The sequence below is a fragment of the Thalassococcus sp. genome (genome assembly GCF_982780845.1).
The window spans coordinates 1-26,646 of the sequence record NZ_CEYADA010000004.1; the positions used below are offsets into that span (position 1 = coordinate 1).

Below are 26,646 nucleotides of genomic sequence, written 5' to 3' on the forward strand. Positions count from 1 at the left end.
ATATAGGCCTGACGCTCGGTGACCGAAATCACGCCACGCGCGTCCAGCAGGTTGAACAGGTGGCTGGCCTTGATGCACTGGTCATAGGCGGGTTGCGCCATAACGATGCGACGGCCTGTTTTCGGATCATCCGCAGGCTGTGCCAGAATGCGGGCGCATTCGGCTTCGGCATCTTCAAAGTGCTTCAGCAGCATATCGGTGTCGGCCACGTCAAAGTTCCAGCGCGCGTATTGCGCCTCGGCTTCACGGAACACATCGCCATATGTCAGCGGAATGGGGGATGCCGGATCGTTGAACGGCATTTCATTGCCGTCGTCATACCCCAGAACATACATCGCCAGACGTTCAAGCCCGTATGTCAGTTCGCCCGAAACGGGGTGGCAGTCGTGGCCGCCAACCTGTTGGAAATAGGTGAACTGCGACACTTCCATGCCATCACACCAGACTTCCCAGCCAAGGCCCCAAGCGCCCAGTGTCGGGCTTTCCCAGTCGTCTTCGACAAAACGGATGTCGTGCACGTCCATGTTGATCCCGATCGCTTCGAGCGATCCAAGATACAGGTCCTGCAAATCGGGCGGCGACGGTTTGATGATCACCTGATACTGGTAGTAGTGCTGCCAGCGGTTCGGGCTGTCACCATAGCGGCCATCTGTAGGGCGGCGGGACGGCTGGACATAGGCTGCTGTCCAGTGGGTCGATCCCAGTGCGCGCAGTGTCGTCGCAGGGTGGAATGTGCCAGCACCCACTTCCATATCGTAGGGCTGCAAGACTGCGCAGCCTTTCTCAGCCCAGTAGTTCTGGAGCCGCAGGATGATTTCCTGAAAGCTTTTGGGTTTTTCCGTTGAATTCGCCATGGTTCACCCTTCCGATCTTCGAGCGCCTGCTTATGGTGACACAGTCCAGTGGTCAATCTTCGCAATGCCATTATTTCGCGTGCAGGTGCCTACGGATTTGGTAAACAGGGCCGATAGAAAAAGAAATGACCGACTACGAGGGATTGCTGCAGGTATGAAGCGAACTTTATTGATGCTTTCGACGGCGCTGTATTTGACTGCCGGTACTGCATGGGCGCAGGACGCCTCCTATATTCAGATCGAGGCGCAGCCTTCTTTGAAACGTGCAGAGGACCGTCTGCGTGATTACGCATCCTATCTGGCGGATGTGAACGGTTTCGCCCTTGGCGGTGGTTGGTACGGCATCGCGCTCGGGCCTTATACCGCAGATGACGCCGCAGCGCGGTTGCGCAGGCTGCGGGCAGACGGGCAGGTGCCCCGTGACAGCTATATCGAAGAGGGCGATCAATACGGTCAGCAGTTCTGGCCGATCGGGGCGACAGGCGCTGTAACACAAGAGCCGGTCGCCACAGAAGAACCGACCACTGAAACCGCAGAAACCCCAGTTGTCGAAACAACGCCCGAAGTGGTCGCTGAGCCAGCACCGGAGCCGGTGATTGAAGAGCCGGATGAAACACCCCGTCAGGCACGTGCATCCGAAGCTGAACTGACACGCGAAGAACGTGCAGACCTGCAAATCGCACTTCAGTGGGCAGGGTTCTACGACGGTGCAATCGACGCGGCGTTCGGACGTGGCACGCGGAATTCGATGGCGGCGTGGCAAGAGGCCAATAACTTCGAAGTGACTGGCATTTTGACGACCCGCCAGCGCGCAGAGTTGAAGCGTCAGTACAATGCTGTGCTTGATGGTCTTGGTATGGGTCTTGTAACAGATGCGCGCGCCGGTATCGCGATGGATATGCCGACAGCCAAGGTCGCGTTTGAAAAGTATGAATCGCCCTTCGCGCACTACTCTGCGACCGACAACCTCGGGGCGCGTGTTCTGTTGATTTCCCAGCCGGGTGACCGTGACACGTTGTTTGGTCTTTACGAGATTATGCAAACGCTCGAGATCGTGCCGTTGAATGGTCCGCGTGAACGCAAACGTGACGGTTTTATTCTGGTGGGCGAAAATAGCAAGATAGTCAGCCACACAGAGGCGTTTCTGGAAGACGGCAACATCAAGGGATTTACCCTGATTTGGCCCGCCAATGACGAAGAGCGCCGCACGCGCGTTCTGGCGATGATGCAGTCCAGCTTTACGGTGTCGAATGCCGTTCTTGATCCGGCGGCAACATCTGGTGACGGGCAGGGCGTTGACCTGCTGTCCGGTCTTCGTATTCGGACACCGCGCATTTCGGTGTCTGGTTTTTACGTTGACGGTCAAGGTCACGTTCTGACGGCCAGCGATGCGGTGCAGAACTGTGGCCGCATCACACTGGATGAAAACATCGAAGCTGAAGTTCTTGCACAAGACGAAACGCTGGGTGTCGCACTGCTTAGCCCGAAATCATCCCTTGCGCCGCGCATGTTCGCTGAATTCCGCACCGATGATCCGCGCATTCAAAGCGAAGTGGCGGTTGCCGGCTATTCGTACGGTGGCGTTTTGAGTGGTCCGACAATGACGTTCGGCACCTTGGAAGATGTCAAAGGTCTGTCTGGTGAAGACACGCTGAAACGTCTGGCGCTGGCGTCCTTGCCGGGTGACGCAGGCGGCCCTGTTGTTGATGCTGGTGGTGCTGTTGTCGGCATGATGCTGCCCCGCGACACAGGTGCGCGCAGCCTTCCGGATGAGGTCAGCTTTGCAGCCAAAGCATCGGCGATTGAAACGCTGTTGTCGCAATCCGGTGTCCGGTTTAGCACCACAGCAGGTGGTGGCGTGGTCGCGCCCGAGGATCTGACCGAAGCAACAACAGCCATGACCGTTCTGGTCAGCTGCTGGGACTAAACGGGTTAGGGGTTGGCTTTGCCGAACAGGCGTCGAAGGGCGCCGTATTGGCTAAGGCCGACCCCGGCCAGAATCAGCAGCAACGCCCAGATCAGGCTGCTGTGCCAAGGCTCGTTCAGCACAAGAACGCTGAGCAGAACCGACCAAACCGGTACTTGATAGTTGGTCAGGCTCATAAAGACCGGACCTGCGCTGCGGATCACCAGAACCCGCAGCAGGTTCGCGCCTGCGGTCGGTAGCAGACCAAGAACGGCCAGATAGAACAGCGTCTTGTTGTCAGGCAGGGGCGGTGCGCCCTCGGTCGCCCAAGCAAAGGGCACAACGATTACCATCCCGAACGCTAGTGTGACTGCTGAAAGGCCGATAGGATCGACTGGCGGCAATTTACGCATGGTGACCGAACTCACGGCGTAGCAGGCCGCAGCGGTGAGGCACCCCAGTCTTCCCCATGTTTCGAACGCTGCACCGGTGGATTGAAAGAACTGCCCGCCGATCAGGATGAAAACGCCGACAAAGCCGATCAGGAATCCCAGCGTGCGGCGCACGGTCATCCGTTCACCTGGTACGAAAACATGGGCCAAGGGTAGGACCATCAAAGCGACGGCTGCCATGGATACACCGGCAAAGGCGCTGGTGACTTGGGTTTGGCTCCAGCTGAGCATGATGAACGGAATAGCAGAACTTAGTGCCCCGATTAGGGCCAGCGCCACCCAAGGGCGATCAGGGCCGAGAAACAGCTTGCCGCCCGCAAATTGCCAGATTGCGACCGTCAGCGCCGTCGCAAAGGTGATGCGGTAGGCGGCCAGCCAGCTTGGGGTAATCCCCGGCAATGCCAGCTCGATGACGAAAAATGTTGATCCCCAGACCACGCCCAAAGCGGCAACCATGATCCACGACATGGCAGTGATCTGTGGCTGGGACATTATGGAACTCCGAAATGGGGGCGTTGATCAGGCCTAGGGTCAGCTAGCAGCCTTGTCCATATGGTCAAAAAGAAAACGCGCCGCTGCATAAATGCGCGGCGCGTTCCCTGTCATGATGTGGTCAGAACTTAGTTCTTCGACTTGTCGACCATCTTGCCTGCGGAAATCCACGGCATCATGCCGCGCAGTTTCTCGCCTGTGGCTTCGATCTGGTGTTCGTCGTTGTGACGACGGGATGCTTTGATTGTCGGCTGGCCAACAGCATTTTCCAGCATGAAGTCGCGAACGAACTTGCCTTCCTGAATGTCTGTCAGAACTTCTTTCATCGCTTTCTTGGTCTGCTCGTAAGGCAGGATGCGCGGGCCTGTGACGTACTGACCGTACTCGGCAGTGTTCGAGATCGAGTAGTCCATGTTCGCGATGCCGCCTTCGTAGATCAGATCAACGATCAGCTTCACTTCGTGCAGACACTCGAAATATGCCATTTCAGGCGCGTAGCCTGCTTCGACCAGAGTTTCGAAACCGCAACGGATCAGTTCAACCAGACCACCGCAGAGAACGGCCTGTTCACCGAACAGGTCTGTTTCACACTCTTCACGGAAGTTGGTTTCGATGATGCCCGAGCGGCCGCCACCGATGGCCGAGCAGTAAGACAGGCCGATTTCCAGCGCTTTGCCGGATGCATCGTTGTTTACTGCAACCAGGCAGGGCACGCCGCCGCCTTTGGTGTATTCGCCACGAACGGTGTGGCCCGGGCCTTTGGGGGCCATCATGATGACGTCAACGCCGGGCTTCGGCTCGATCAGGCCGAAGTGTACGTTCAGGCCGTGTGCGAACGCAATCGCCGCGCCTTCGCGCAGGTTGTCGTGAACGTATTTCTTGTATGTTTCTGCCTGCAGTTCGTCGGGCATTGTGAACATGATCAGGTCACACCATGCGGCCGCTTCCGCGATACCCATGACTTTCAGGCCTTCGCCTTCGGCTTTCTTCGCCGAGGGGGAGCCTTCGCGCAGAGCAACAACAACGTTCTTCGCGCCTGAGTCACGCAGGTTCAGTGCGTGTGCGTGGCCTTGGGAACCGTAGCCAAGGATGGCAACGTTCATGTCTTTGATCAGGTTAATGTCGCAATCGCGGTCGTAATATACGCGCATCGATTCTTCCTTCCAGGTTATGTTCTGGCGACACCATAGAGATGGCAAAAGTGAAATAGCTTGCGTTTTTCCGGTAATTTCCTCATTAAGTGAAAAATTAATTCTCCAAACTTCGGTATGTGTGGAAATCTATGCTTGATGATACCGACAGACGCATTCTTCGCCAGTATCAGGCCGATCCTGATCTGACGGGGCAGGAACTGGCCGAACGGGCAGGGGTGACGGCGGCGACATTGACCCGTCGCTTGGAGCGTTTGCGCGCCTCTGGCATCCTGAAAGGCGCTCAGGCAGTGATCGACTGGCAGGCGCTTGGCTATGCGGTCGAGGTATCTTTGCGCGTCACCTTGGATAAGTCCCGCCCGCAGGCGTTTGAGGAGTTCACCGCCGCCGCTCGTAAGGTGCCTGAGGTCGTCGAAATCCAGACCTTCCTTGGTCAGGTCGACGTGCGCTTGTCGGTGATTGCGCGCGATCTCAAACATTATCAGCAGCTTTACCGCGAAAAGATCTTGGCGCTTCCACACATGACCGATGTCGAGGCGCTGATGCACATTGCGCGGATCAAGTATGACGAAAGGCTGCCGCTGTGATCGAAATTGATGACACAGACCGCGCCTTGCTGAAGGCCTTGTCGGATGATGCGAACGCCAGCGCTGGCGCTTTGGGCGCAAACCTTGGGTTGTCCCAACCGGCCACATGGCGCCGGATCAAACGTTTGAAAGAAGCGGGGGCCATTTCTGGCACGCGCGTGGAACTGGATGCGCAGGCATTGGGGTTCGGCGTCACCGTCTTTCTGGGTGTTAAACTCGGCACCAAAGGGCAAGCCAGCCTGGGCGATTTCGAACGTGCCGTCAGCGCGATCCCAGAGGTTCAGACGGTTGAGCACGTTCTTGGTGCCTATGACTACCGCCTTCGCGTTGTGGCGCGTGACCTGTCCGACTTTGAACGCGTCCTCCGTCGCCGGATCATGCTGTTGCCCGGTGTGGCCAGTCTGGATGCCAACGTTCTTTTGTCCGAAGAACGGCTTTCCGGTCCGCTTTAGGCGCGGATGTGATATTCCGTTTCCCATGGGCAACGCGCTTGCGCCAAGATGGCGCAGGAATATCCCAAGGAATGACTTGCAGCGCCGCGCAAGGGCGGCAAATCTGCACCGATCCAATTCAGACAAGGCAGACAGACCATGGCCGCACTACTCGATACAGTTGATCCCACGGGGCTTGAGGAATTTTCGGTGGTCTTCACCGACCGTTCGCTGAACCACATGAGCGCCGCGTTCCAACAGGTGATGCGCGATATCTCGTCCATGTTGAAAGAGGTCTACAAGGCCGATGGTGTGGCGGTGGTGCCCGGTGGCGGCACCTACGGGATGGAGGCCGTTGCCCGTCAGTTCGGGCAGGGCGCGGATGTGCTGGTCGTGCGTAATGGCTGGTTTTCCTACCGTTGGAGCCAGATTTTCGAAGCGGGTGGTTTCGGGGGCGATACCACCGTCATGAAGGCGCGCCAGACTGGAAACGAGGCGACAGCCCCGTTTTCGCCCGCGCCGATTGATGAGGTCGTCGCCAAAATTCACGAGGTCAAACCTCAGGTCGTGTTTGCGCCGCACGTTGAAACATCCGCTGGCATCATTCTGCCCGAGGACTATGTCACAGCATTGGCAAAGGCCGCGCATGATGTTGGCGCGTTGATGGTTCTGGACTGCATCGCATCCGGTTGCGCATGGGTCGATATGAAGGCGACAGGCGTTGATGTTCTGATCTCGGCCCCGCAAAAGGGCTGGTCTGCCACACCGTCTGCCGGCCTTGTGATGCTGTCGGAACGCGCCATTGCGCGGATGGAAGAGACGACGTCGAACAGCTTTGCCGTGGACCTGAAGAAATGGTTCCAGATTATGCAGGCGTATGAAAATGGCGGTCACGCCTATCATGCGACCATGCCGACAGATGGTTTGAAAGCGTTCCGCGATACAATGGCGGAAACCCGCGACTACGGTTTCGACAAACTGCGCGATGCTCAGTTCGAATTGGGTTCGAAAGTGCGTGCGATGCTGGCCGAGAAGGGCATTCAGTCTGTCGCGGCAGAAGGATTTGGTGCGCCGGGTGTGGTGGTCAGCTACACCAATGACCCCGAAATCCAGACTGGTCGTGCCTTTGCAGCCAAGGGCATGCAGATTGCGGCTGGTGTTCCTTTGCAGTGCGACGAACCGCAGGGCTTCCAGACCTTCCGATTGGGTCTGTTCGGTTTGGACAAACTGTATGACGTCGACGCCACTGTCACGCGCCTGAAGCGTGTCGTAGACGACGTTCTGTAAGAAAGATCAGGGCTGGCGGGAAACCGTCAGCCCTTTCGCTTGATCATCCCGCGCGCAGGGTCATAGCCCCACAAGGCCAGCGCCATAAAGATCGCGCCTGCGACCACCGTCCACAGCAGCGCCCATGGGTTCCATTCCAAGTATAGCGCAAAACGGATCAGTTCGATCGCATGGGTGAACGGATTGACCGCGCAGATGTCGCGCAGCAGCGGCGAGCTTTCGGCCATTTTCCACAGCGGATAGAGCGCGCTGGACAGGAAAAACATCGGGAAGATGACGAAGTTCATCACGCCAGCAAAGTTTTCCAACTGCTTGATAAAAGAAGACAAAGCCAGCCCGAGCGCGCCCAGCATCAGGCCCGACAGCATCAGCGCGGGCAGTGCTGCGATATAGCCCAATGGCTCCATCTCGATCCCGAAAAAATAGGCGATCAGCAGGAAGGTGTAGACCTGTAGGATGCTGATGGCTGTCGTGCCCAGAAGCTTGCAGAACAGCAACCATCCACGAGGCAAAGGTGCTGTCAGCAGCAGGCGCATCGACCCTGTTTCACGGTCATAGACAAGACTGAGCGAGCTTTGCATGCCGTTGAACAACAGCACCATGCCGCAGAGACCGGGAACGATGTAGGTCTCGTATGTGATGTAGGTTTGATAGGGCGGGATAATCGACAGGCCCAATGCGGCGCGGAAACCGGCAGCAAAGACCAATAGCCAGACCAAGGGGCGTACCAGCGCCGCGATAAACCGTTCCCGCTGATGCACAAAGCGCAGGGCTTCGCGTAGTACGATGGCGCGCAGGGCAGTCAGATAGCGCATCATTCTGCACCTCCTGTCTTGGCTAGGAAGTAGTCTTTGAGCGTCTGGTCCCCACGCAGGTCGGCGCATTCGCCATCAGCCAGTATCTGACCCTGATGCAAAACAACAAGCCGGTCCGAGTCGTAAACCTCATCCGTCAGGTGAGTCGCCCAAAGCACCGTAAGCCCATCATCGGCACATAATTGGTGGACGTGATCGGTGATCGACTGTCGCGCGGCGGCATCCAGACCGACTGTCGCCTCGTCCAAGAGTAGGACCTTGGGATTATGAACCAAGGCGCGGGCAATCTCGGTCCGGCGGCGGTGACCGCCGTTCAGGCCACGTGCTTTTTCACCGGCGCGATCCTGAATCCCTAGACGTTCTAGGGCCGAGTCGATCCTAATCGCGGCGCTTTTGCCGGACAGTCCGTGCAAAGCCGCAAAGTAGGTCAGGTTCTGGCGGATGGTCAGATCAAGGTCCAATGTCTGCGACTGGAACACCACGCCCATCTGGCCAAGCGCGTGTCGCGGATTGCGGGCAAGTTCCTGACCTGCCACGTAAATCTTGCCGTCAGATGAGGTGAAAAGGCGGGTCAAAAGGCCGAACAACGTGGACTTGCCCGCGCCATTTGGACCAAGCAGTGCTGCGAACCGTCCGGGAGCGATGTCAAAACTGACATTATTCAGGGCTTTTTTGCTGCCATACGAGAAAGTCAGGCTTTCTACACGCAACCCATTTGACACCTTGGTGATCCTCCACAATCCTGAGGGGACCATAGACGCCACAATTACGGGTGACAATTGATGCAGAAGGGTCGGGGTAGGGCCTTATGCGTTTCTAGGAAAATGGTCGTATATCGCGGCTCGGCTGCAACTCATACTGTCCTGTTAAAGGATGAGAGGACTTTTTTATGAAGATGAGCGATTCCAGAGAAATCGCAGCTTCGCCCGAGGTGGTGTGGGCCGCGATTCTGAACCCCGAGGTTCTGAAGGAATGTGTGCCGGGCTGTACCGAAATGTCCGGAACGCCCGAAGACGGGTTCGAAGCAACCGTTGTCCAGAAAGTTGGCCCGGTTAAAGCGACTTTCAAGGGACAGGTGAATGTCTCTGACATGAACCCGCCGAACAGCGTTACACTGTCCGGCGAAGGTAAGGGCGGCGCGGCCGGCTTTGCCAAAGGTGGTGCGGTCGTAAACCTTGCACCGTCCGCAACAGGCACAACACTGACATATGAGGTCGAGGCGAACGTGGGCGGTAAGCTTGCCCAGCTGGGGTCTCGTATCATTGACGGCTTTGCCAAGCGTATGGCCGATCAGTTCTTTACCCGTCTGCAAGAAGCCATCGAAGGCCCGGCAGACGCGGATGACGCAGAAGCCGCTGATGCGAATTCTGACGGTAAGAAGAAAGGCTGGTTCAAGCGACTGGTTTCGTAAAAACTTCGCTTGACGGACTCAGTGGGCTTGGCCCCACTGGGTCAAGGAAGAACAACACAAACGTCCAATGGGAGGATTGTATGTCTAAGGTAAGTATGACCGTGAACGGCAAAGCCGTTAGCGGCGATGTGAAAGGGAACACGCTTCTCGTAGAATTCCTGCGGGAAGATCTGCGTCTGACGGGCACCCACGTCGGCTGTGACACCAGCCAGTGCGGTGCGTGTACGATTCACGTGAACGGCAAGTCCGCCAAGGCCTGCACAATGTTCGCGGCAGAAGCAGACGGTGCGGACATCACCACCGTTGAAGGCATGGCAAACGCAGACGGTTCGCTGAGCGTGATCCAGCAGGCATTCCAGGACCACCACGGCCTGCAGTGCGGTTTCTGCACACCGGGTATGGTCATGACAGCGGCTGCGCTGCTGAAAGAAAATCCCAAGCCGACCGAGGCTGAAGTGCGCCACTATCTGGAAGGCAACATCTGCCGCTGCACAGGCTACCACAACATCGTCAAAGCCATCATGGCCGCGTCCGGTCAGGACGTTGGCGCGATTGCTGCCGAATAAAAATGATCGTTGCGCCCCGTTCGGCGCAATCAACTGAATTCTAGTTTCGGCAGTATCCCAGCGATCTGCCAGACCCAGGGAGGAAAACATGCCAAAGGATCAAGGCATAGGGGCCAGCACGAAGCGCCGCGAAGACGTGCGTTTTCTGACAGGCACCGGAAACTACACAGACGATATCAATCTGCACGGCCAGCTGTACGTGCATTTCCTGCGTTCTGATGTTGCACACGGCAAAATCAACTCGGTCGACACATCCGCCGCATCTGCGATGGACGGTGTTGTACGCATCTTTACGGGTGCGGATTTCGAAGGCATCGGCGGTCTGCCCTGCGGTTGGCAGGTAACAGACAAGCACGGTGAGCCGATGAAAGAACCGGCACACCCCGTTCTGGCACAGGGCAAAGTGCGTCACGTAGGTGACCCGATTGCTGCTGTTGTTGCGGAAAGCGTGCAGGCTGCGCGTGACGCGGCAGAAGCCATCGAAGTAGACATCGAAGAGCTGCCCGCAGCTGTCGACATGAAAGAAGCGGTCAAAGATGGCGCGCCTCTGGTACATGACGATATCGGCACAAACCTTTGCTATGACTGGGGTTTTGTTGAGGAGAACAAGGCTGCGACAGACGAAGCGTTCGCAAACGCTGCGCATGTCACAACGCTTGAACTGAAGAACAACCGTCTGGTTGCAAACCCAATGGAACCGCGTGTTGCGGTTGGCGATTATAACCGCGCCAACGACGAATCCACGCTGTACACCACATCGCAGAACCCCCACGTGATCCGTCTTCTGATGGGCGCATTCGTTCTGGGCATCCCCGAGCACAAGCTGCGCGTTGTTGCCCCTGACGTTGGTGGCGGCTTCGGTACAAAGATCTTCCACTACGCGGAAGAAGCCTTCTGTACATTTGCGGCACGTCAGCTGGCGCGTCCGGTCAAATGGACCTCCACTCGTTCCGAGGCGTTCATGTCGGACGCGCACGGCCGTGACCACGTGACCAAGATCGAACTGGCGCTGGACGCAGACAACAACTTTACGGCTCTGCGCACAGAAACCTATGCAAACATGGGTGCTTACCTGTCGACCTTCGCGCCGTCGGTTCCCACATGGCTGCATGGCACGCTGATGGCGGGTAACTACAAAACGCCGCTAATCTACGTGAACGTCAAAGCTGTCTTCACCAACACTGTTCCGGTTGACGCCTACCGTGGCGCGGGTCGCCCCGAGGCGACATTCCAGATCGAACGTGTGATCGACAAAGCTGCGCGTGAACTGGGCGTCGACCCGATTGCCCTGCGTCGTCAGAACTTCATCACCGAGTTCCCCTACGCAACTCCGGTGGCGGTCGAGTACGACACAGGCGATTACAACGCGACCATGAACACGCTGGAAGAGATCGCTGATCTGTCCGGTTTCGCTGCCCGCCGCGCGGAAAGCGAAAAGCGCGGCATGCTGCGCGGTCTGGGTGTGAACTGCTACATCGAGGCTTGCGGCATTGCGCCGTCGAACCTTGTTGGTCAGCTGGGTGCACGTGCGGGTCTGTACGAATCCGCAACCGTTCGTGTGAACGCGACAGGCGGTATCACCGTCATGACAGGTTCGCACAGCCACGGTCAGGGTCACGAAACAGCCTTCCCGCAGGTCATTTCCGAAATGATCGGCATTCCGGAAGATATGATCGAGATCAAGCACGGCGACACAGCCAACACCCCGATGGGCATGGGTACCTACGGTTCCCGCTCGCTCGCGGTTGGTGGCTCGGCGATGGTTCGCGCGGCTGAAAAGGTCATCAACAAGGCCAAGAAGATCGCAGCGCACCTGCTGGAAGCAGCCGAAGCAGACATCGAACTGAAGGACGGTACGTTCTCGGTTGCAGGCACGGACAAGTCCGTTGCTTGGGGTGATGTCACGCTGGCAGCCTACGTCCCGCACAACTATCCGCTCGAAGATATCGAACCGGGTCTGGAAGAGACGGCGTTCTACGATCCGTCGAACTTCACATACCCGTCGGGCGCATACTGCTGCGAGGTCGAGGTTGATCCCGACACAGGTAAGGTCACAATCGAAAGCTTTGCTGCGGCAGATGACTTCGGCAACATCGTGAACCCGATGATCGTATCCGGTCAGGTTCACGGCGGTATTGCTCAGGGCATCGGTCAGGCGCTGCTGGAAAACTGTGCCTACGACGAAAACGGTCAGCTTCTGTCGGCGTCCTACATGGACTACGCGATGCCCCGTGCGTCGGACGTACCTTTCTATCAGGTCGACCACTCGAACGGCACACCCTGTACGCACAACCCGCTTGGCGTAAAGGGCTGTGGTGAGGCTGGCGCGATCGGTACACCGCCTGCAGTCATCAACGCGATTGTTGACGCGCTGCGTTCCGGTGGCCACGATCACGTCTACCACATCGACATGCCGGCATCCCCGTCCCGTGTATGGGCAGCGATGCAGAAGTGATGGTCTCGGCCCGGGGTACCGTTCCCGGGCCACAAACAGAATTGACCTTTTCCGAATGTCCGCATTCGAAGGTCTGAAAGGAGTAACGAAATGTACAATTTCGATGTAGTGCGCCCGACTTCTGTTGATGAGGCTCTCTCGGCCCTGTCTCAGGAAGACGCACAGGCACTGGGTGGCGGTCAAACGCTGATCCCGACGCTGAAACAACGTCTGGCAAGCCCGACCACACTGGTCAGCCTGTCGGGTATCGACAGCATGAAAGGCGTGTCCGTTGATGGTGGTGTGATCACCGTTGGTGGCGCAACACCCCACGCGGTTGTGGCAGGTGCGGTTGCAGATGCATTCCCCGCGCTGGCACATCTGGCTGGCAACATCGGTGACCCTGCGGTGCGTAACCGCGGCACAATCGGTGGCAGCCTTGCCAACAACGACCCGTCCGCATGCTACCCGTCGGCGGCGCTGGCAACAGGTGCCACAATCGTCACCAACGCACGCGAAATCGCAGCAGACGACTATTTCCAGGGCATGTTTACCACAGCCTTGGACGAAGGTGAGATCATCACCTCTGTCAAACTGCCGGTTCCGGAAAAAGCGGCTTACATCAAGTTCGAACAGCCGGCATCGCGCTTCTCCCTCGTGGGTATCTTCCTTGCGAAGTACGCAGACGGCGTTCGCGTTGCTGTTACAGGCGCATCGAACAACGGTGTATTCCGTTGGGCCGAAGCCGAAGCAGCCCTGTCTGCCGATTTCTCGGTCGCGGCTGTTGAAGGTCTGTCCGCACCCAGCGGCGACGACATGATCTCGGATCTGCACGGTTCCGGCGATTATCGCGCGCATCTGGTCAAAGCGCTGACCAAAAAGGCAGTTGCACAGGCCAGCTAAGCTGAGCTGAAACACTCAAAAGGCCCCTCGATGCATTCGTGTCGGGGGGCTTTTTCTTATTTGAGGGGGAGAGCCCCTTGGCCTTGATCGAAAAACCTGTTCCCTATGGCGCAAAGTTTTTCAAAAGGCACATCATGGCATATCTGTTCGATCCCGCACCCGTTATCGCGCTTCCTATCATTGGCGACGACCGTAATTTCCCCGTCCGTCGCGTCTTCTGCGTCGGCCGCAATTACGAGGCACATGCCGCCGAGCTCGGGAATAAGATCGACCGTGACGATCCGTTCTATTTCACGAAGTCCCCGCTTCACATTGTGGTTGGTGACGGCGAGGCGGCCTTGGCCGCAGGGACCGACGACTATCACCATGAGATCGAATTTGTGGTCGCCTTGTCCGACGACCTGAACAACGCCACGCCTGAACAGGCGATGGAGGCTGTGTTCGGCTATGGCGTGGGTCAGGACATGACCCGCCGTGATCTGCAGAACAAGGCTAAGGACAAACGCCGCCCGTGGGACACCGCCAAGGATGTCGAACAGTCCGCCATTTTGTCTGCGATCACGCCCAAAGCCGTGTTTGGCGACATCGGCGATCAGATGATTACGCTGACCGTGAACGGCAAGCTGCAACAGGAAGGCAAGTTATCGGACATGGTCTGGTCTGTGCCGGAAATCCTGTCGCATCTGTCGACGCTGTACACGTTGCGGGCAGGGGACATCATCATGACCGGCACGCCGTCTGGCGTTGGACCGGTGGCTAAAGGCGATGTGTTGGTGTCGCGTGTGGACGGCTGTGAACCGCTGACAACGACCATCATTTGAACTGGGGGAATCGGTGTCTGGTAGGCCCGGCAGGACTTGAACCCGCAACCAAAGCGTTATGAGCGCTCTGCTCTAACCAATTGAGCTACAGGCCCTCCAGTCCGGTTTGAGTATCAGACGGTCACGCGTCGTCAAGTAGCTGATTGCATTGTCGTTGCAGTGGCCCCCGTATTGGGCTATCCGCGACGCCAAATCTGACATTTCGGGGGACCCCCATGAGCAACGGCAAGAACGGCATCACCTATGCAGACGCGGGCGTAGACATTGACGCAGGCAATGCGTTGGTGGATCGGATCAAACCTGCAGCGAAACGCACGCAGCGTCCGGGAACGATGTCTGGTCTTGGCGGCTTTGGCGCGCTGTTCGATTTGAAAGGCGCTGGCTACAACGATCCGGTTCTGGTTGCAGCCACAGACGGTGTTGGCACCAAACTGCGGATTGCGATCGACACAGGCTATTTTGATGGCGTGGGTATCGATCTGGTCGCTATGTGTGTGAACGATCTGGTCTGTCAGGGTGCCGAACCCCTGTTCTTCTTGGATTACTTTGCCACCGGCAAACTGGACACGGATCAGGCCGCGACCGTGATCGAAGGCATTGCTGAGGGCTGCGTTCAGTCTGGTACCGCGCTGATCGGTGGCGAGACCGCTGAAATGCCCGGCATGTATCCTGTAGGCGACTTTGACCTTGCAGGCTTTGCTGTTGGCGCAATGGAACGCGGTCAGGACCTGCCTGCGGACGTGCAGGTGGGTGACGTTCTGCTGGGTCTTGGTTCGAACGGTGTGCATTCCAACGGCTATTCGCTGGTGCGCAAGCTGGTTGAGATGTCCGGGCTTGGTTGGGAGGCTGCTTGCCCTTGGTCTGACAAGACGCTTGGTCAGGAACTGCTGACGCCCACACGCTTGTACGTGAAGCAAGCGCTGGCGGCTGTGCGGGCAGGGGGCGTTCATGCGCTGGCCCACATCACGGGTGGCGGTCTGACAGAAAACCTGCCGCGCGTTCTGCTGGAAGATATGGGCGCAACCATCGATCTGGATACATGGACGCTGCCCGCGGTATTCGCATGGATGCGTGAACTGGGCGGAATGAACGACGCAGAGATGCTCAAGACGTTCAACTGCGGCATCGGCATGATCCTTGTTGTTTCGGCGGATGAGGCCGAAGCGCTTGAGGCGCTGCTGACCGAGCAAGGCGAATCCGTCTTCCGCATCGGTACAGTCACCGATCAGCCCGGCGTGGCCTATTCGGGGAAACTTGCGTGACGAAACGCGTAGCCATCCTGATCTCGGGCGGCGGTTCCAACATGGTGTCGCTGGTTGAAAGCATGACGGGTGGCCATCCCGCGCGTGCTTGTCTGGTCATGGCAAACAGCGAAAACGCGGGCGGTTTGGCCAAGGCTGCAGCACTTGGCGTGGACACGGATTTTGTCGACCACCGCCCGTTCAAAGGCGATCGAGCGGCGTTCGAAGAGGTGCTGCACGACCGCATCCTTCAAGCGCAGCCGGATATCGTCTGTCTGGCAGGCTTCATGCGCGTTCTGACAGAAGGCTTCGTGTCCAAATGGCAGGGCCGGATGCTGAACATTCACCCGTCGCTATTGCCGAAGTACCGCGGGCTACATACCCACGCCCGCGCGCTCGAGGCCGGGGATGCGTACCACGGCTGTACCGTGCACGAAGTGACGCCGGAACTGGATGATGGACCGATCCTTGGTCAGGCGCGTGTTCCGGTACTTGAGGGCGATACCCCTGATGTGCTGGCAGCCCGCGTACTTGAACAGGAACACAAACTTTACCCTGCTGTGCTTCGTAGATTTGCAGAAGGTGACCGGACCCCCGTTAAAATCGGCTTTTGATCAGCCGCTTTGCAGCAGGGGTGCTTTCCGCTAGGGTCGCCAAAACGACGCGCGCAGATATTGAAAAATAAAGGCCCCTATGAAGATCATTACACGGACCGACGACCTCGCTTCTTTTTGTCATCGCGCGAAAAATCATCCCTATATTACAGTGGATACCGAATTTCTGCGCGAACGGACCTATTATTCCAAACTGTGTTTGGTGCAGGTCGCCTATCCGGGTGATGAAGATGACAGTGCAGTACTGATCGATCCGCTGGCTGATGGTCTGTCGCTTGATCCGCTGATGGAGTTGTTCAAAGACACGGACGTCGTGAAAGTCTTCCACGCCGCGCGTCAGGATCTTGAAATCTTCTACATCGATCATGGCGTCATTCCCGAACCACTATTCGATACGCAGGTCGCTGCCATGGTGTGTGGTTTTGGCGAACAGGTCGGGTATGAGACGCTGGTCAAGCGGATTGCCAAGTCCAGCCTTGATAAATCGTCGCGCTTCACAGACTGGTCGCGCCGCCCGCTGACCGATGCCCAGCAGAAATATGCTTTGGCTGACGTCACGCATCTGCGCCAGATTTACGAGTATCTGAACAAAAAGCTCAAAAGCTCTAAGCGTGATCGCTGGGTGAAAGAAGAACTTGGTATTCTGACGGATCCGGAAACCTATATCACGCGCCCAGATCAGGCGTGGCGCCGGATCAAGACACGTACAAACAGCACGCGTTTCCTTGGCATCGTGCGCGAACTGGCCCGTTTCCGCGAAGACTATGCGCAGAAGCGCAACATCCCGCGCAACCGCGTTTTCAAGGACGATGCTCTGGTCGAACTGGCGTCTACCAAACCGCAGAACATGGAAGACCTTGGCCGGTCCCGTCTTTTGCTGCGTGAAGCGCGCAAGGGCGATATCGCGGATGGTATCCTTGCAGCTGTCAAAGCAGGTCTGGACTGTCCGAAAGACAAGCTGCCCGAGGTCAACAATGATCGCGATAAGCTGAACGTGAACCCGGCGTTGGCCGATCTGTTGCGCGTGTTGCTAAAGGCCAAGACCGAAAGCTCGGGCGTGGCATCGAAGCTGATCGCGCCTGCATCCGATCTGGATGCGATTGCAGCGGGCATGCGCAATGTGCCTGCGCTGTCCGGCTGGCGTTATGAGGTATTCGGTGAAGACGCGCTGAAGCTTTGCAAGGGCGAGATCGCCCTTGGTGCGAATGGCTCGTCTGTCGAAGTGATCGAACTGGAAGACGATTAACGGCGCGTGACCATCGTGTTTTCGCGTCCGACGACGCGAATGGTGCGAATGCCCGCCAGTTCATTGTCCGTCAGCCAGTCAGCAACCGTCACTTTGCGCGCATCCGGACCTGTGTTGCGTGGGCCGGGCTGTTGCTTGGCTGCAAAGACGTAGCTGATCACTGTCGGATCTTCGCCTTCTTCCAGGATCAGTTCCGCTTCAAACGGGCCTGCGCGGTCGGCAACGCCTGTTGCCCGAATGATCGCGCCACCGGGGCGACGTTCGATCAGCAATTCGCTGACTTGGGCAATCGGGTTGCCCGGAACGCGTTCTTTTTCTTTTTGCGTGACGAAAATCGACACCGCCTCGCGCCGCTGGGGCAGCAGGGGATTGGCGACATCCGTCGGAACCGAACGGGCAGAGCCGAACCAGTTGAACGGGTTCAGGCGCGACTCGCGCACTGTGCCACAGCTGGTTAAAACGAGCGTCGAAACGAGAAGAACCGCCACCGGTTTAAACATTGGTATCCTGCCCCTTGCCTGAACTACCAATGGACTAGCCTATCGGCGCGCAGTTGAAAAGCATGAAGGCAGGGCTGGACCTTTTTCCGATGTCTCCCTAGGTCTGTGTCAAAGACGTATGGAAGGTGAACTATGGCGCAGGCAGCGTTCGAAGAACTGGTGGAAGATTTCGAGTTTCTGGAAGACTGGGAAGACCGCTATCGCACGGTGATCGATCTGGGCAAGGATATGGAACCTTTGCCCGAAGCTCTGCGCGTGCCCGCGACCAAGGTTGACGGCTGCGCCAGTCAGGTCTGGCTGCACCCGCAGATCGACGGAAACACGTTCCATTTCAAAGGCGACAGCGACGCGATGATCGTACGCGGTCTGATCGCAGTTCTGATCCGCTTGTATGATGGTTTGCCGCTGTCCGAGGTGGGCGCGGTGGACGCGCGTGCCGAATTCGGTCGCCTTGGCTTGACCGATCATCTGTCTGCGCAGCGGTCTAACGGATTGCGCGCGATGATCGAACGCATCCGTCAGACAGCAGCCGAGGCCGCCTAAGCGCGGCCTTCGGGCTTTATTCGTTACCGGTGCCTGTGAAGCGCGCGGCATCCGCGGCCGCACGGCGGATCGCGTTCGATTTGTGAACGGTTTCCATATATTCCGCCTCGGGGTCGCTGTCGTAGACAACACCGCCACCGGCCTGAATATACAGCTTCTGATCCTTCACGATGGCCGTTCGCAGGGCAATACACATGTCCATGTCGCCACCGGACGAGAAGTAGCCAACGCCACCGCCATAGACGCCGCGCTTTTCCGGCTCCAGCTCGTCGATGATCTCCATCGCGCGCACTTTCGGGGCGCCTGAGACGGTGCCAGCAGGCAGACCTGCAAGCAGGGCAGACAGTGCATCCTGATCTTCAGACAACTCACCCACAACGTTCGACACGATGTGCATCACGTGGCTGTAGCGTTCGATCACAAATTTTTCAGTCGGACGGACCGTGCCGATTTTAGAGACCTTGCCGGTGTCGTTACGGCCAAGATCGAGCAGCATAAGGTGCTCGGCCAGTTCCTTTTGATCGGCCAAAAGATCGGCCTCGTTCGCGCGGTCCTCTTCCGGTGTCGCGCCACGGGGACGGGTGCCGGCGATGGGGCGGATGGTGACTTCGTCGCCAAAGACCCGAACAAGAATTTCGGGGCTGGCGCCGATGACCTGAAAGCCACCGAAGTTGAAATAGAACATGAACGGAGACGGATTCGTCCGGCGCAGCGAGCGATAAAGCGCAAACGGCGGTAGGGGGAAATCCTGCGTCCAGCGCTGCGACGGTACGACCTGAAAGATGTCACCCTTGCGGATGTAATCCTTGGCCTTCTCGACGGCGTCTTTGTAGCCCTCGTGCGTAAAGTTGCTGACAGGTGCGCCTGCCTCTTTCGCATCGCCGAGATCCCGGCTGGCTTGCGGCATGGCGCGCTCCAGATCGCGTACGGCATCCATGACGCGTTCCGCGGCCTGAGCGTAGGCTGCACGCGCGCTCTGGCCTTCTGACACCCATGCAGGGGACACAACTGTGACTTCGCCTTTTACACCGTCCAGAACCGCAATGACAGACGGACGCATCATAAGTGCGTCAGGCAGGCCCAGCGGGTCGGGGTTCACGTCTGGCAGATGTTCGACCAGTCGAATCATGTCGTAACCCAGATAGCCGAACAGACCTGCTGCGGCCTGAGGAAGGTCTTCGGGTAGCTCGATTTTGCTTTCGGCAATCAGCGCACGCAGGCTGGTTAGCGGATCGTCGTCCAGTGCAGTGAAACTGTCGGGATCGAAACGTGCGTGACGGTTGATACGCGACTGTGTGCCGTGACACTGCCAGATCAGATCCGGCTTCATTCCGATGATCGAATAACGTCCACGAACTTCGCCGCCGGTCACGGACTCCAGCATGAAGGCGTCTTTGGCAGCGCCTGTCAGCTTGAGCATCAGTGAAACAGGTGTGTCCAGATCGGCCGCGAGACGGGCGTACACCACCTGATTTTTGCCTGCGGCGTATTCGGTTTCGAATTCCCGGAACTCGGGCGTCAAGGCAACCATAGTTAACTCACTGAATTTGCGCGTTGATCTGACGCAACGCTGTTGGATTTTCTGTAACGCCAGCGCGGGTCTGGATGTTCACGATGAACGCGCGATACAGGTCTTCGGCAAGGCTGCCGGACGCCTGATTGGTCAGCCCGTCGATCATGGCTTGCGCGTCTTCTGTGGTCAGATCAGCCGACGTCACGCCATCGAGCTGAAGAATGGCAACACGGGACACGCCACGCATCAGCGCCGCTTGGCCGTCTTCCAGATCGAACACCTGAAGCACGCTGCCTGCGGGCAATACATCAAGGCTGGTCGAGCGCAGATAGTCTGTCTCGGATGTGGCAGTCAGCCCCAGATCGGCAAAGCTTTCACCAGCATTCAGGCGTGCGACATATGCCTCGGCTTCGGACTCAAGCGCGTTTGTGGTGGCTTCGCGTTCCCAGCCGAATTGTACGCGGTCGCGGACGTTTTCAAAGGGATAGGGGGCCTTGGGCTGGATTTCGTCGATGCGCATAGCAAACACGCCACCGTCACCAAGCGCTGCGATTTCAGGGTAGTCATCCTGACTTGCTGCATTGGCTATTTCGCGGAATGCCGGATAGCCGGAAATACCGTCTTCGCTGTCACCGGCCCATTCGATTGTGCCCAGCTCGAGATCCGTGGTTTCAGCCAGTTCTTCCAATGTAGCACCGGCGGCCAGTTCATTGTCATACTCTTCTGCCTGACCCTCGATCACGCGGCGGGCGCGGTCCAGAACCAGTTCGTCGCGCAGCATCGGGATGGCATCTTCAAACGGTGTTTCCTGTGCCGCAAGTTCGGCGTTTACACGGAACAGCGCCGGACCCAGATCAGAACCCGCAGGCCCCGCGACAGCGCCGGAGGCAACGGCAAACACCATATCGCCTGCCGCGCCCAAATCTTCGACAGTCACAATGCCCAGATCAACGTCGGACAGGTCCAGACCGCGTTCGGCGACCAGATCGTCAAATGTGGTTTCGCCATTGGTGATTGCTGCCGCTGCCGCCAATGCCTCGGCCTCAGAGCCGAACACCAGACGTTCAACCAAGCGACGCTCGGGCATGTTGAATTCGTCGCGACGTTCTTCGTAGGACGCGCGCAGTGTTTCTTCATCGACCTCAACGCTGTCCACGATCATGTCGGGTGTGACCCAAGCGTAGGTGATCACCTTGGTTTCAGGGCGCGTGAACTGGGCGATGTTCTCTTCGTAATAGGCCTGCAGGTCTTCCTCGGTCGGGACAGGAACGCCGGTTGTCATGTCGGCTTCTGTCAGAACCGCCCAAGTGAAATCGCGTTTTTCCTGCGCGTAGGCGACCAGCGTTTCGGCGTAGGTGTTCGACATTTCGTTGCCGGATACGATCGCGCCTTGAACGATGCTGCGTGAGGCTTCTTTGCGCAGGTCTTCTTCAAAGTCGCGTTCGCTCATTCCGATGTTGCGCAGGGCAAAGCGGTAGGCATCACGGTCAAAGCTGCCGTCAGCGCCTTGGAACGCCGAAATCGCCGCCAATTGCTTGGCAACTTCTTCGTCACCGACCGAGATTGATGCCTCGTCCGAGGCCCAATCCAAAGATGCGTTCACGATCAACTGGGCCAGCACCTGACGGTCAAGGCCAAGTTCCTGTGCTTCTGCAAAGGTCACGGCGCGGCCCTGTTGGGCCTGCTGCGCCCGAAGTTCCTGCTGGATGGTGCGCACATAGGTGCTGGCGTCGACACCCTGATCACCCACGCTGGCGACATCCTGACGACCGCCGGTAAAGCTTGTTGCGCCAAAGCCCAGCAGACCCACAAAGATAAAGCCCATGAGGATGTACAGGAAGACTCTGGATAACCGTTTCGCCTTAAGCGCCATGTGGAATACCACCCGTAGTTTTAAAGATTTCAGCGATGTTTACGCAGAGCGCGACGGACCCGCAAGTGGCCAGTCCAATTGAGCCAGACGATCAAACAAAACAGCGATCCCGTCCGAGTCAATGTTGGCAAAGGCAAAGCGGAATTCGCGTGTGCCAGAGGCGTCGTCTGAAGGCCGGAACATGGTGCCGGGAAGCGCAAGAACAGACGCTTCTTTCACCAGCTTGACGGCCAGATCTGCAGAGCTGTCTGCAAAGGGATGTTCAACATAGGCAAAGTACGCCCCAAGCCCCAAAAGTCGCCAGCCTTTGGCTGCTAGTTTGGGCATGTTTGCCTCGATCGCTGCGCGGCGGGCCAGAATTTCGGCGCGTTCGCCTGCCAGCCACTGATCAAGGTTCTCAAGCCCCCAAAGTGCGGCCTTCTGGCCCAGTTGCGGCGCACAGATCGCGACGGTGTCCTGAAACTTCTCGACCTCGCGCAGCAGCGAAGGAGAGGTCACAATTGCGCCAACGCGGTGTCCGGTCAGGCGGTAGGCCTTGGAAAAGGAATACAGCTGGATCAGCGTTTCATCGGCACCATCCTGATCAAGCAGGTCATGGGGCGCGCCCGTGCGGCTGTCGAAGTCACGGTAGGTTTCATCGACAATCAGCTTGATGCCGCGACGATGGCAGAGCGCGAAAAACGCGCGAAGCAGATCGGCAGGATATTCAACACCAGCGGGATTGTTTGGCGAAACAATCGCAATCGCCTTTGTCCGGTCTGTGATCAAGGCCTCGGCCGCGTCAGGTGTAGGCAAAAGATCAGCACCAGTGGCCAGCGGCACAGCCGTTACGCCCGACATGTCCAGCCACATTTTGTGGTTGAAATACCAGGGGGTTGGCAGAATAACTTCATCCCCTTGGTCGGCAATAGACGAAATCACCGCGGCAAATGCCTGATTGCATCCTGCTGTAATTGCGATCTGATCAGCTGACACGGTTGTTTCGTAGTGACGGCTCCAGTTTTTAGCCAATGCCTCACGTAGTGCAGGCAGGCCAAGGACTGGTCCATAAAGATGTGTGGTGCTGTCCAGAAGCGCGTCGGCCATGGCCTGACGCAGGTTTTCGGGTGGCGGATCGATCGGAGCCGCCTGAGAAACGTTGATCAAGGGAAGGTTCGCAGGAAACTCGACACCTTCAATCCAACGTCGCGCCTCCATCACCGGGGGCGAAAATGTAGATTGGGTGCGGCTTGCCATCTGAGTACCTGCGAAATCTGCCTTTTACGTTTCGCCACGTTCTTGCAGTTCGCGCTGCAACGCAACGCGAAACAAGGATGTTTGATCAGTCGTCAGAGCCGTGGAACGGTTTTACGTACTGAAGGGCCATATCCCATGGGAAAAAGATCCACGTGTCCTGACTGACCTCGGTAATGAACGAATCCACCATCGGGCGGCCCATAGGCTTGGCGTAAACAGTGGCGACATGCGCCTTTGGCATCGCCTTGCGCACGACTTCCAGCGTTTTGCCTGTGTCGACCAGATCGTCGATGATCAGAATGCCTTCGCCATCGCCAACAACCGTCGCATCGGGGGATTTGATGATGCGCGGTTCGCTCTGTTCTTGATGGTTATAGCTTTTGACGCTGATCGTATCGACGGTGCGGATGTCCAGTTCACGACTGATGATCATGGCAGGGGCCATGCCGCCACGGGTGATGGCGACAACGGCCTTCCAGCCGGATGCCGGCGCGGCATCCTGAAGACGCCATGCCAGTGCACGAGCATCGCGATGCAATTGGTCCCAGCTGACGTGAAACCCTTTTTCGTGTGGCAGTCGATCCATGGTTTTGTCCGATCCGTTAGCTTTTCGACATGTCAGGCGCGTCGACGGCTTTCATGCCGACCACGTGATAGCCCGCATCGACGTGCAGAACTTCACCAGTGGTGCCAGCGCCCAATTCAGACAGAAGGTATAGCGCAGAACCGCCAACGTCTTGAATGGTGACGTTCCGGCGCATCGGGGAATTATATTCGTTCCACTTCATGATGTAGCGGAAATCGCCGATGCCAGAGGCGGCCAGTGTTTTGATCGGGCCCGCGCTGATTGCATTGACGCGGATACCGTCTTTGCCAAGATCTTCAGCAAGGTAGCGCACAGAGGCCTCTAGCGCGGCTTTGGCGACGCCCATCACGTTGTAGTGGGGCATGACGCGTTCGGCGCCGTAATAGGTCAGGGTGATAGCGGAACCGCCATCGTTCATCATCTTTTCGGCGCGCTGCATGACGGCAGTAAAGCTATAGACCGAGATATCCATAGACATCTGGAAGTTTGCGCGGGATGTATCGACGTACCGACCGCGAAGTTCATTTTTGTCAGAGAAGCCAATGGCATGAACGACAAAGTCGATGTTGTCCCAGCGCTCTTTCAGGCCATCGAACAATGCGTCGATCGAAGCTTCGTCGCTAACGTCGCAGGGCAGAACAATGTCTGACCCCAATTCAGCGGCCAGAGGATCAACGCGCTTCTTCAGCGCTTCGCCCTGATACGAGAATGCCAGCTCTGCTCCTGCATCGCCGAGGGCCTTGGCGATACCCCATGCAATTGATTTATCGTTGGCGAGGCCCATGATTAGACCGCGTTTACCTGCCATGAGATTATTTGACATTGTGCCGCTCCACCCGAAATGTGTCTAAGTTCCTTTAGGCGAAGGGCTTGCGACCATCAAGGGCAGGCTGAGCAGAATGGGCAGAATGGCCGTGAATACAGGAGTAAAGCGTCGATGAGCGACCGAAGTGGGATTTTTGCGGGTGACGATCCGTTTGTGATTGCCCGAAACTGGCTGGCCGAGGCCGAAACCAGCGAAATCAACGATCCGAACGCCATTGCGCTGTCGACGGTCGATGCGAACGGAATGCCCAATGCGCGTATGGTGCTGTTGAAGGAAATCGAGGACGCGGCTTTTGTTTTCTATACGAACTACGAAAGCGCCAAGGCCCAAGAGATCGAAGCTGCAGGACAGGCGGCGTTCGTCATGCACTGGAAATCTCTGCGGCGCCAAATCCGTGTGCGCGGGTTTACGCAACGCGAAGATGGCCCCCAGGCCGACGCTTATTATAAGTCCCGTTCTCTCAAGAGTAGATTGGGTGCCTGGGCATCAAAACAGTCGCAACCTTTGGACAGCCGCGCGACTTTGATGGCTGAAGTGGCGAAAATCACAGCGACTAAGGGTCCGAATCCCGAAAGGCCGCCGTTTTGGGGGGGCTTTCGTATCACCCCGATTGAAATAGAGTTTTGGGCAGATGGCGCATTTAGGTTGCATGACCGCTTTACGTGGAGGCGTAAGGATGTTCATAGTGACTGGGATGTGACTAGATTGAGCCCATGACTTTCACGTGACGTGAAATGTCGCCTAAGAACAAAAATGACTTGGAATCATGCTTGCATAGTAGGGGGCGCATGACGCAATAGTAGGACCGAGCAAAACGATGAGTATGTTGTGACTAAAGAAACGGAGCGACAAAGTCGCCAAGTGACCGGCAAGGTCAAATGGTTCGATCCCGCAAAGGGCTTCGGCTTCGTCATTGCTGACGAGGGTGGGCCGGATATTCTCTTGCACGGGAATGTCCTGCGCAATTTCGGCCTAAGCTCGATTGCCGATGGCGCCGGTGTGGTTATCTCGGTCAATGACACTCAGCGTGGTGTGCAGGCTGTCGAAGTCCATAAGGTTGATCCACCGGAAGAAGAGGGGCTTGCTCCTCTGGCGGACTTTGCTGAAATGGATCCCGACGTTCTGGCCAATGCCCCGCTGGAACCTGCTCGCGTCAAATGGTTCGACAAGGCCAAGGGCTTTGGCTTTGCTAATCTGTTTGGCTGCAGTGAAGATGTGTTCGTCCACATTGAAGTACTGCGCCGCTCGGGCCTGTCCGATCTTCAACCGGGCGAAGCGCTTGCGATACGGACGGTTGATGGCAAACGCGGCCGTATGGCTACCGAGGTATTGGCATGGGACAGCGCGGTTACGTCTGGGCGCTAACGTTTAGCCTGCTGTCCAGCACAGCATACGCCGAATGTTCACAAGATACTCTGTCCATTAAAGGCCAATTCGGGTCTGCTCAATTCGCTGTGTCCGTCGCGGATACCGCGGACGAGCGCGCACAGGGCCTGATGTTCGTCGAGCAGATGCCAAGAATGACCGGGATGTTGTTCGTATACGAACAGCCGTCGTCAGTGGCGTTCTGGATGAAAAACACGCTGATTCCCCTCGACATGATCTTTGCCGATGAAAACGGCGTGGTTCAGTCCATCCATGAAAATGCGATCCCCGGTGATCTGACGGCGATTCCGGGCGGCGACAACATCCAGTATGTTCTGGAGTTGAACGCAGGTGTCGCAAAGATGCTTGGATTGAAACCCGAGAACGTTATGCAGCATCCAGCTATCGAAAAAGCGGCTTGGCCCTGCGAATAACCTGCAGATCGGTCTTTTCAATTTGATCGGAGGCGTTTAAACGGTCGCTCAGTCGGGGCGTAGCGCAGCCTGGTAGCGCGACGGTTTTGGGTACCGTAGGTCGTAGGTTCGAATCCTATCGCCCCGACCACTTCCTTAATAGTGATGAATTTATAGGCGAACGGGCTGTTTGCCTTCGGATCGGGCGTATCGAATCGCAGCGTTACCGAAGATTCCACAAGAACTTGTGTCTCTTCTGCACTCGGGCTTTGTTTTTCGCAGAACACATTCCAATTGCAAACTACCTCAAGCTATGCGGAAAATTCTGTGGATAAGTCCATTGAAACGCATGTTTTCCTCGAAAGAGCGTCGTTTTCATCTTGTGGGTGAATCGGGGAGTGGATCGCAGGGAATGTGTTTGGATAGGTCGTCAACGCTAAATATAGATAACTTTCTTCAAAAAATTCGTTGACCGGCAAAGGTCCAATGCGCCAATTTGTGCGGGCTTACTGCAAGCCCACCACATTTAGTGGTTAGGTCACGGGGTCAATTCGCATTGCCACATTTGGCACTTTACTCA

At 57.2% G+C, this 26,646-nt stretch carries 27 protein-coding genes and 2 tRNA genes; 17 read left to right on the forward strand and 12 right to left on the reverse strand.

Annotated elements, in window-relative coordinates; translation table 11 throughout:
- On the reverse strand, positions 1–854 hold an 854-nt coding region (locus AC4FIA_RS05505; RefSeq protein WP_490365011.1), incomplete at its 3' end, for a glycine--tRNA ligase subunit alpha.
- Between the two features lie 154 nt (positions 855–1,008).
- On the opposite strand from AC4FIA_RS05505, the gene AC4FIA_RS05510 reads away from it, so the two are divergent.
- A complete protein-coding gene (locus AC4FIA_RS05510; RefSeq protein ID WP_490365012.1) occupies positions 1,009–2,781 on the forward strand; it encodes a serine protease in 1,773 nt (590 codons plus the stop codon).
- A 5-nt stretch (positions 2,782–2,786) separates the two neighbouring features.
- Here the strand turns inward: AC4FIA_RS05510 and AC4FIA_RS05515 are convergent, their stop codons facing one another.
- Both AC4FIA_RS05515 and ilvC read right to left on the reverse strand, forming a co-directional pair.
- On the reverse strand, positions 2,787–3,704 hold the full coding sequence (locus AC4FIA_RS05515; RefSeq protein ID WP_490365013.1) for a DMT family transporter: 918 nt from the start codon (positions 3,702–3,704) through the stop codon (positions 2,787–2,789).
- Between the two features lie 128 nt (positions 3,705–3,832).
- Positions 3,833–4,855 (reverse strand): ketol-acid reductoisomerase, encoded by a 1,023-nt coding sequence (ilvC, locus tag AC4FIA_RS05520; RefSeq protein ID WP_490365014.1) that lies wholly within the window; start codon positions 4,853–4,855, stop codon positions 3,833–3,835.
- 131 nt (positions 4,856–4,986) lie between these two features.
- Here ilvC and AC4FIA_RS05525 point away from each other — a divergent pair, with 131 nt between their 5' ends.
- From AC4FIA_RS05525 to AC4FIA_RS05535, 3 genes are all read left to right on the forward strand, one after another.
- Positions 4,987–5,442, forward strand: a complete 456-nt coding sequence (locus AC4FIA_RS05525; RefSeq protein ID WP_490365015.1) for an Lrp/AsnC family transcriptional regulator — start codon at positions 4,987–4,989, stop codon at positions 5,440–5,442.
- Positions 5,439–5,894, forward strand: a complete 456-nt coding sequence (locus tag AC4FIA_RS05530) for an Lrp/AsnC family transcriptional regulator (protein ID WP_490365016.1) — start codon at positions 5,439–5,441, stop codon at positions 5,892–5,894. Before AC4FIA_RS05525 ends, AC4FIA_RS05530 begins: the two co-directional genes overlap by 4 nt.
- Positions 5,895–6,032: 138 nt before the next feature.
- The gene (locus AC4FIA_RS05535; protein WP_490365017.1) at positions 6,033–7,160 is read left to right on the forward strand and encodes an aminotransferase class V-fold PLP-dependent enzyme; all 1,128 of its coding nucleotides are present in this window, start codon (positions 6,033–6,035) and stop codon (positions 7,158–7,160) included.
- A 26-nt stretch (positions 7,161–7,186) separates the two neighbouring features.
- On the opposite strand, the gene AC4FIA_RS05540 is transcribed toward AC4FIA_RS05535, so the two are convergent.
- Both AC4FIA_RS05540 and AC4FIA_RS05545 read right to left on the reverse strand, forming a co-directional pair.
- A complete protein-coding gene (locus tag AC4FIA_RS05540) occupies positions 7,187–7,978 on the reverse strand; it encodes an ABC transporter permease (RefSeq protein WP_490365018.1) in 792 nt (263 codons plus the stop codon).
- Entirely contained in the window at positions 7,975–8,697 is a 723-nt protein-coding gene (locus AC4FIA_RS05545) for an ABC transporter ATP-binding protein (RefSeq protein ID WP_490365019.1), read from the reverse strand. Before AC4FIA_RS05545 ends, AC4FIA_RS05540 begins: the two co-directional genes overlap by 4 nt.
- 167 nt (positions 8,698–8,864) lie before the next feature.
- Here AC4FIA_RS05545 and AC4FIA_RS05550 point away from each other — a divergent pair, with 167 nt between their 5' ends.
- From AC4FIA_RS05550 to AC4FIA_RS05570, 5 genes are all read left to right on the forward strand, one after another.
- Complete coding sequence (locus tag AC4FIA_RS05550) at positions 8,865–9,386, forward strand: SRPBCC family protein (RefSeq protein ID WP_287473636.1); 522 nt, start codon at positions 8,865–8,867, stop codon at positions 9,384–9,386.
- Between the two features lie 80 nt (positions 9,387–9,466).
- A complete protein-coding gene (locus AC4FIA_RS05555) occupies positions 9,467–9,952 on the forward strand; it encodes a (2Fe-2S)-binding protein (protein ID WP_287473651.1) in 486 nt (161 codons plus the stop codon).
- Positions 9,953–10,040: 88 nt separating this feature from the next.
- Positions 10,041–12,407 carry a xanthine dehydrogenase family protein molybdopterin-binding subunit gene (locus AC4FIA_RS05560; RefSeq protein WP_490365020.1) on the forward strand — a complete coding sequence of 789 codons (2,367 nt, stop codon included), beginning with the start codon at positions 10,041–10,043 and terminating at the stop codon, positions 12,405–12,407.
- 90 nt (positions 12,408–12,497) lie between these two features.
- Positions 12,498–13,289 carry an FAD binding domain-containing protein gene (locus tag AC4FIA_RS05565; RefSeq protein WP_490365021.1) on the forward strand — a complete coding sequence of 264 codons (792 nt, stop codon included), beginning with the start codon at positions 12,498–12,500 and terminating at the stop codon, positions 13,287–13,289.
- Between the two features lie 134 nt (positions 13,290–13,423).
- Positions 13,424–14,110 (forward strand): fumarylacetoacetate hydrolase family protein, encoded by a 687-nt coding sequence (locus AC4FIA_RS05570; RefSeq protein WP_490365022.1) that lies wholly within the window; start codon positions 13,424–13,426, stop codon positions 14,108–14,110.
- Between the two features lie 18 nt (positions 14,111–14,128).
- Here AC4FIA_RS05570 and AC4FIA_RS05575 read toward each other — a convergent pair.
- Positions 14,129–14,205, reverse strand: a tRNA-Ile gene (locus tag AC4FIA_RS05575).
- A gap of 120 nt (positions 14,206–14,325) precedes the next feature.
- On the opposite strand from AC4FIA_RS05575, the gene purM reads away from it, so the two are divergent.
- From purM to rnd, 3 genes are all read left to right on the forward strand, one after another.
- Positions 14,326–15,372 carry a phosphoribosylformylglycinamidine cyclo-ligase gene (gene purM / locus AC4FIA_RS05580; protein WP_490365023.1) on the forward strand — a complete coding sequence of 349 codons (1,047 nt, stop codon included), beginning with the start codon at positions 14,326–14,328 and terminating at the stop codon, positions 15,370–15,372.
- Positions 15,369–15,965 (forward strand): phosphoribosylglycinamide formyltransferase, encoded by a 597-nt coding sequence (gene purN / locus AC4FIA_RS05585; RefSeq protein ID WP_490365024.1) that lies wholly within the window; start codon positions 15,369–15,371, stop codon positions 15,963–15,965. Before purM ends, purN begins: the two co-directional genes overlap by 4 nt.
- 79 nt (positions 15,966–16,044) lie before the next feature.
- Complete coding sequence (gene rnd / locus AC4FIA_RS05590) at positions 16,045–17,211, forward strand: ribonuclease D (RefSeq protein ID WP_490365025.1); 1,167 nt, start codon at positions 16,045–16,047, stop codon at positions 17,209–17,211.
- Here rnd and AC4FIA_RS05595 read toward each other — a convergent pair.
- Positions 17,208–17,711 carry a hypothetical protein gene (locus tag AC4FIA_RS05595; RefSeq protein ID WP_490365026.1) on the reverse strand — a complete coding sequence of 168 codons (504 nt, stop codon included), beginning with the start codon at positions 17,709–17,711 and terminating at the stop codon, positions 17,208–17,210. The two genes, rnd and AC4FIA_RS05595, sit on opposite strands and share 4 nt — an antisense overlap.
- Positions 17,712–17,843: 132 nt before the next feature.
- On the opposite strand from AC4FIA_RS05595, the gene AC4FIA_RS05600 reads away from it, so the two are divergent.
- On the forward strand, positions 17,844–18,254 hold the full coding sequence (locus AC4FIA_RS05600; RefSeq protein ID WP_103909630.1) for a SufE family protein: 411 nt from the start codon (positions 17,844–17,846) through the stop codon (positions 18,252–18,254).
- Between the two features lie 16 nt (positions 18,255–18,270).
- On the opposite strand, the gene trpE is transcribed toward AC4FIA_RS05600, so the two are convergent.
- The 5 genes from trpE to fabI all read right to left on the reverse strand — a co-directional run bounded on the left by trpE (position 18,271) and on the right by fabI (position 24,285).
- Positions 18,271–19,785, reverse strand: coding sequence for an anthranilate synthase component I (gene trpE / locus AC4FIA_RS05605; protein ID WP_490365027.1), 1,515 nt, complete (start codon positions 19,783–19,785; stop codon positions 18,271–18,273).
- A gap of 7 nt (positions 19,786–19,792) precedes the next feature.
- Positions 19,793–21,640: a peptidylprolyl isomerase gene (locus AC4FIA_RS05610; protein ID WP_490365028.1), complete on the reverse strand. Its 1,848-nt coding sequence runs from the start codon at positions 21,638–21,640 to the stop codon at positions 19,793–19,795.
- 39 nt (positions 21,641–21,679) lie between these two features.
- On the reverse strand, positions 21,680–22,876 hold the full coding sequence (locus tag AC4FIA_RS05615; RefSeq protein WP_490365029.1) for an aminotransferase: 1,197 nt from the start codon (positions 22,874–22,876) through the stop codon (positions 21,680–21,682).
- 85 nt (positions 22,877–22,961) lie between these two features.
- A complete protein-coding gene (gene gpt / locus AC4FIA_RS05620) occupies positions 22,962–23,462 on the reverse strand; it encodes a xanthine phosphoribosyltransferase (RefSeq protein ID WP_490365030.1) in 501 nt (166 codons plus the stop codon).
- 16 nt (positions 23,463–23,478) lie between these two features.
- The gene (fabI, locus tag AC4FIA_RS05625) at positions 23,479–24,285 is read right to left on the reverse strand and encodes an enoyl-ACP reductase FabI (protein ID WP_473031219.1); all 807 of its coding nucleotides are present in this window, start codon (positions 24,283–24,285) and stop codon (positions 23,479–23,481) included.
- Between the two features lie 114 nt (positions 24,286–24,399).
- Between fabI and pdxH the strand changes: the two genes are divergently transcribed.
- The 4 genes from pdxH (at position 24,400) to AC4FIA_RS05645 (ending at position 26,217) form a co-directional block, all read left to right on the forward strand.
- Positions 24,400–25,005: a pyridoxamine 5'-phosphate oxidase gene (gene pdxH / locus AC4FIA_RS05630; RefSeq protein ID WP_490365031.1), complete on the forward strand. Its 606-nt coding sequence runs from the start codon at positions 24,400–24,402 to the stop codon at positions 25,003–25,005.
- A gap of 111 nt (positions 25,006–25,116) precedes the next feature.
- Positions 25,117–25,653, forward strand: a complete 537-nt coding sequence (locus AC4FIA_RS05635) for a cold-shock protein (protein WP_103909637.1) — start codon at positions 25,117–25,119, stop codon at positions 25,651–25,653.
- Entirely contained in the window at positions 25,623–26,087 is a 465-nt protein-coding gene (locus AC4FIA_RS05640) for a DUF192 domain-containing protein (protein WP_490365032.1), read from the forward strand. The genes AC4FIA_RS05635 and AC4FIA_RS05640 overlap by 31 nt, the downstream gene beginning before the upstream one ends.
- 53 nt (positions 26,088–26,140) lie before the next feature.
- Positions 26,141–26,217 (forward strand) — tRNA-Pro (locus tag AC4FIA_RS05645).
- Positions 26,218–26,646: the final 429 nt, after the last annotated feature.

Excerpts from the sequence above, each read along its gene's own strand:
- trpE (WP_490365027.1), bottom strand. The coding sequence starts at position 19,785 with ATGGTTGCCTTGACGCCCGAGTTCCGGGAATTCGAAACCGAATACGCC.
- AC4FIA_RS05640 (WP_490365032.1), top strand. The coding sequence starts at position 25,623 with ATGGGACAGCGCGGTTACGTCTGGGCGCTAACGTTTAGCCTGCTGTCC.
- AC4FIA_RS05570 (WP_490365022.1), top strand. The coding sequence starts at position 13,424 with ATGGCATATCTGTTCGATCCCGCACCCGTTATCGCGCTTCCTATCATT.
- gpt (WP_490365030.1), bottom strand. The coding sequence starts at position 23,462 with ATGGATCGACTGCCACACGAAAAAGGGTTTCACGTCAGCTGGGACCAA.
- AC4FIA_RS05600 (WP_103909630.1), top strand. The coding sequence starts at position 17,844 with ATGGCGCAGGCAGCGTTCGAAGAACTGGTGGAAGATTTCGAGTTTCTG.
- purM (WP_490365023.1), top strand. The coding sequence starts at position 14,326 with ATGAGCAACGGCAAGAACGGCATCACCTATGCAGACGCGGGCGTAGAC.
- AC4FIA_RS05540 (WP_490365018.1), bottom strand. The coding sequence starts at position 7,978 with ATGATGCGCTATCTGACTGCCCTGCGCGCCATCGTACTACGCGAAGCC.
- AC4FIA_RS05565 (WP_490365021.1), top strand. The coding sequence starts at position 12,498 with ATGTACAATTTCGATGTAGTGCGCCCGACTTCTGTTGATGAGGCTCTC.
- AC4FIA_RS05610 (WP_490365028.1), bottom strand. The coding sequence starts at position 21,640 with ATGGCGCTTAAGGCGAAACGGTTATCCAGAGTCTTCCTGTACATCCTC.
- AC4FIA_RS05515 (WP_490365013.1), bottom strand. The coding sequence starts at position 3,704 with ATGTCCCAGCCACAGATCACTGCCATGTCGTGGATCATGGTTGCCGCT.
- ilvC (WP_490365014.1), bottom strand. The coding sequence starts at position 4,855 with ATGCGCGTATATTACGACCGCGATTGCGACATTAACCTGATCAAAGAC.
- AC4FIA_RS05555 (WP_287473651.1), top strand. The coding sequence starts at position 9,467 with ATGTCTAAGGTAAGTATGACCGTGAACGGCAAAGCCGTTAGCGGCGAT.
- AC4FIA_RS05525 (WP_490365015.1), top strand. The coding sequence starts at position 4,987 with ATGCTTGATGATACCGACAGACGCATTCTTCGCCAGTATCAGGCCGAT.
- rnd (WP_490365025.1), top strand. The coding sequence starts at position 16,045 with ATGAAGATCATTACACGGACCGACGACCTCGCTTCTTTTTGTCATCGC.
- AC4FIA_RS05615 (WP_490365029.1), bottom strand. The coding sequence starts at position 22,876 with ATGGCAAGCCGCACCCAATCTACATTTTCGCCCCCGGTGATGGAGGCG.
- AC4FIA_RS05560 (WP_490365020.1), top strand. The coding sequence starts at position 10,041 with ATGCCAAAGGATCAAGGCATAGGGGCCAGCACGAAGCGCCGCGAAGAC.
- AC4FIA_RS05535 (WP_490365017.1), top strand. The coding sequence starts at position 6,033 with ATGGCCGCACTACTCGATACAGTTGATCCCACGGGGCTTGAGGAATTT.
- pdxH (WP_490365031.1), top strand. The coding sequence starts at position 24,400 with ATGAGCGACCGAAGTGGGATTTTTGCGGGTGACGATCCGTTTGTGATT.
- fabI (WP_473031219.1), bottom strand. The coding sequence starts at position 24,285 with ATGTCAAATAATCTCATGGCAGGTAAACGCGGTCTAATCATGGGCCTC.
- AC4FIA_RS05595 (WP_490365026.1), bottom strand. The coding sequence starts at position 17,711 with ATGTTTAAACCGGTGGCGGTTCTTCTCGTTTCGACGCTCGTTTTAACC.
- AC4FIA_RS05550 (WP_287473636.1), top strand. The coding sequence starts at position 8,865 with ATGAAGATGAGCGATTCCAGAGAAATCGCAGCTTCGCCCGAGGTGGTG.
- AC4FIA_RS05510 (WP_490365012.1), top strand. The coding sequence starts at position 1,009 with ATGAAGCGAACTTTATTGATGCTTTCGACGGCGCTGTATTTGACTGCC.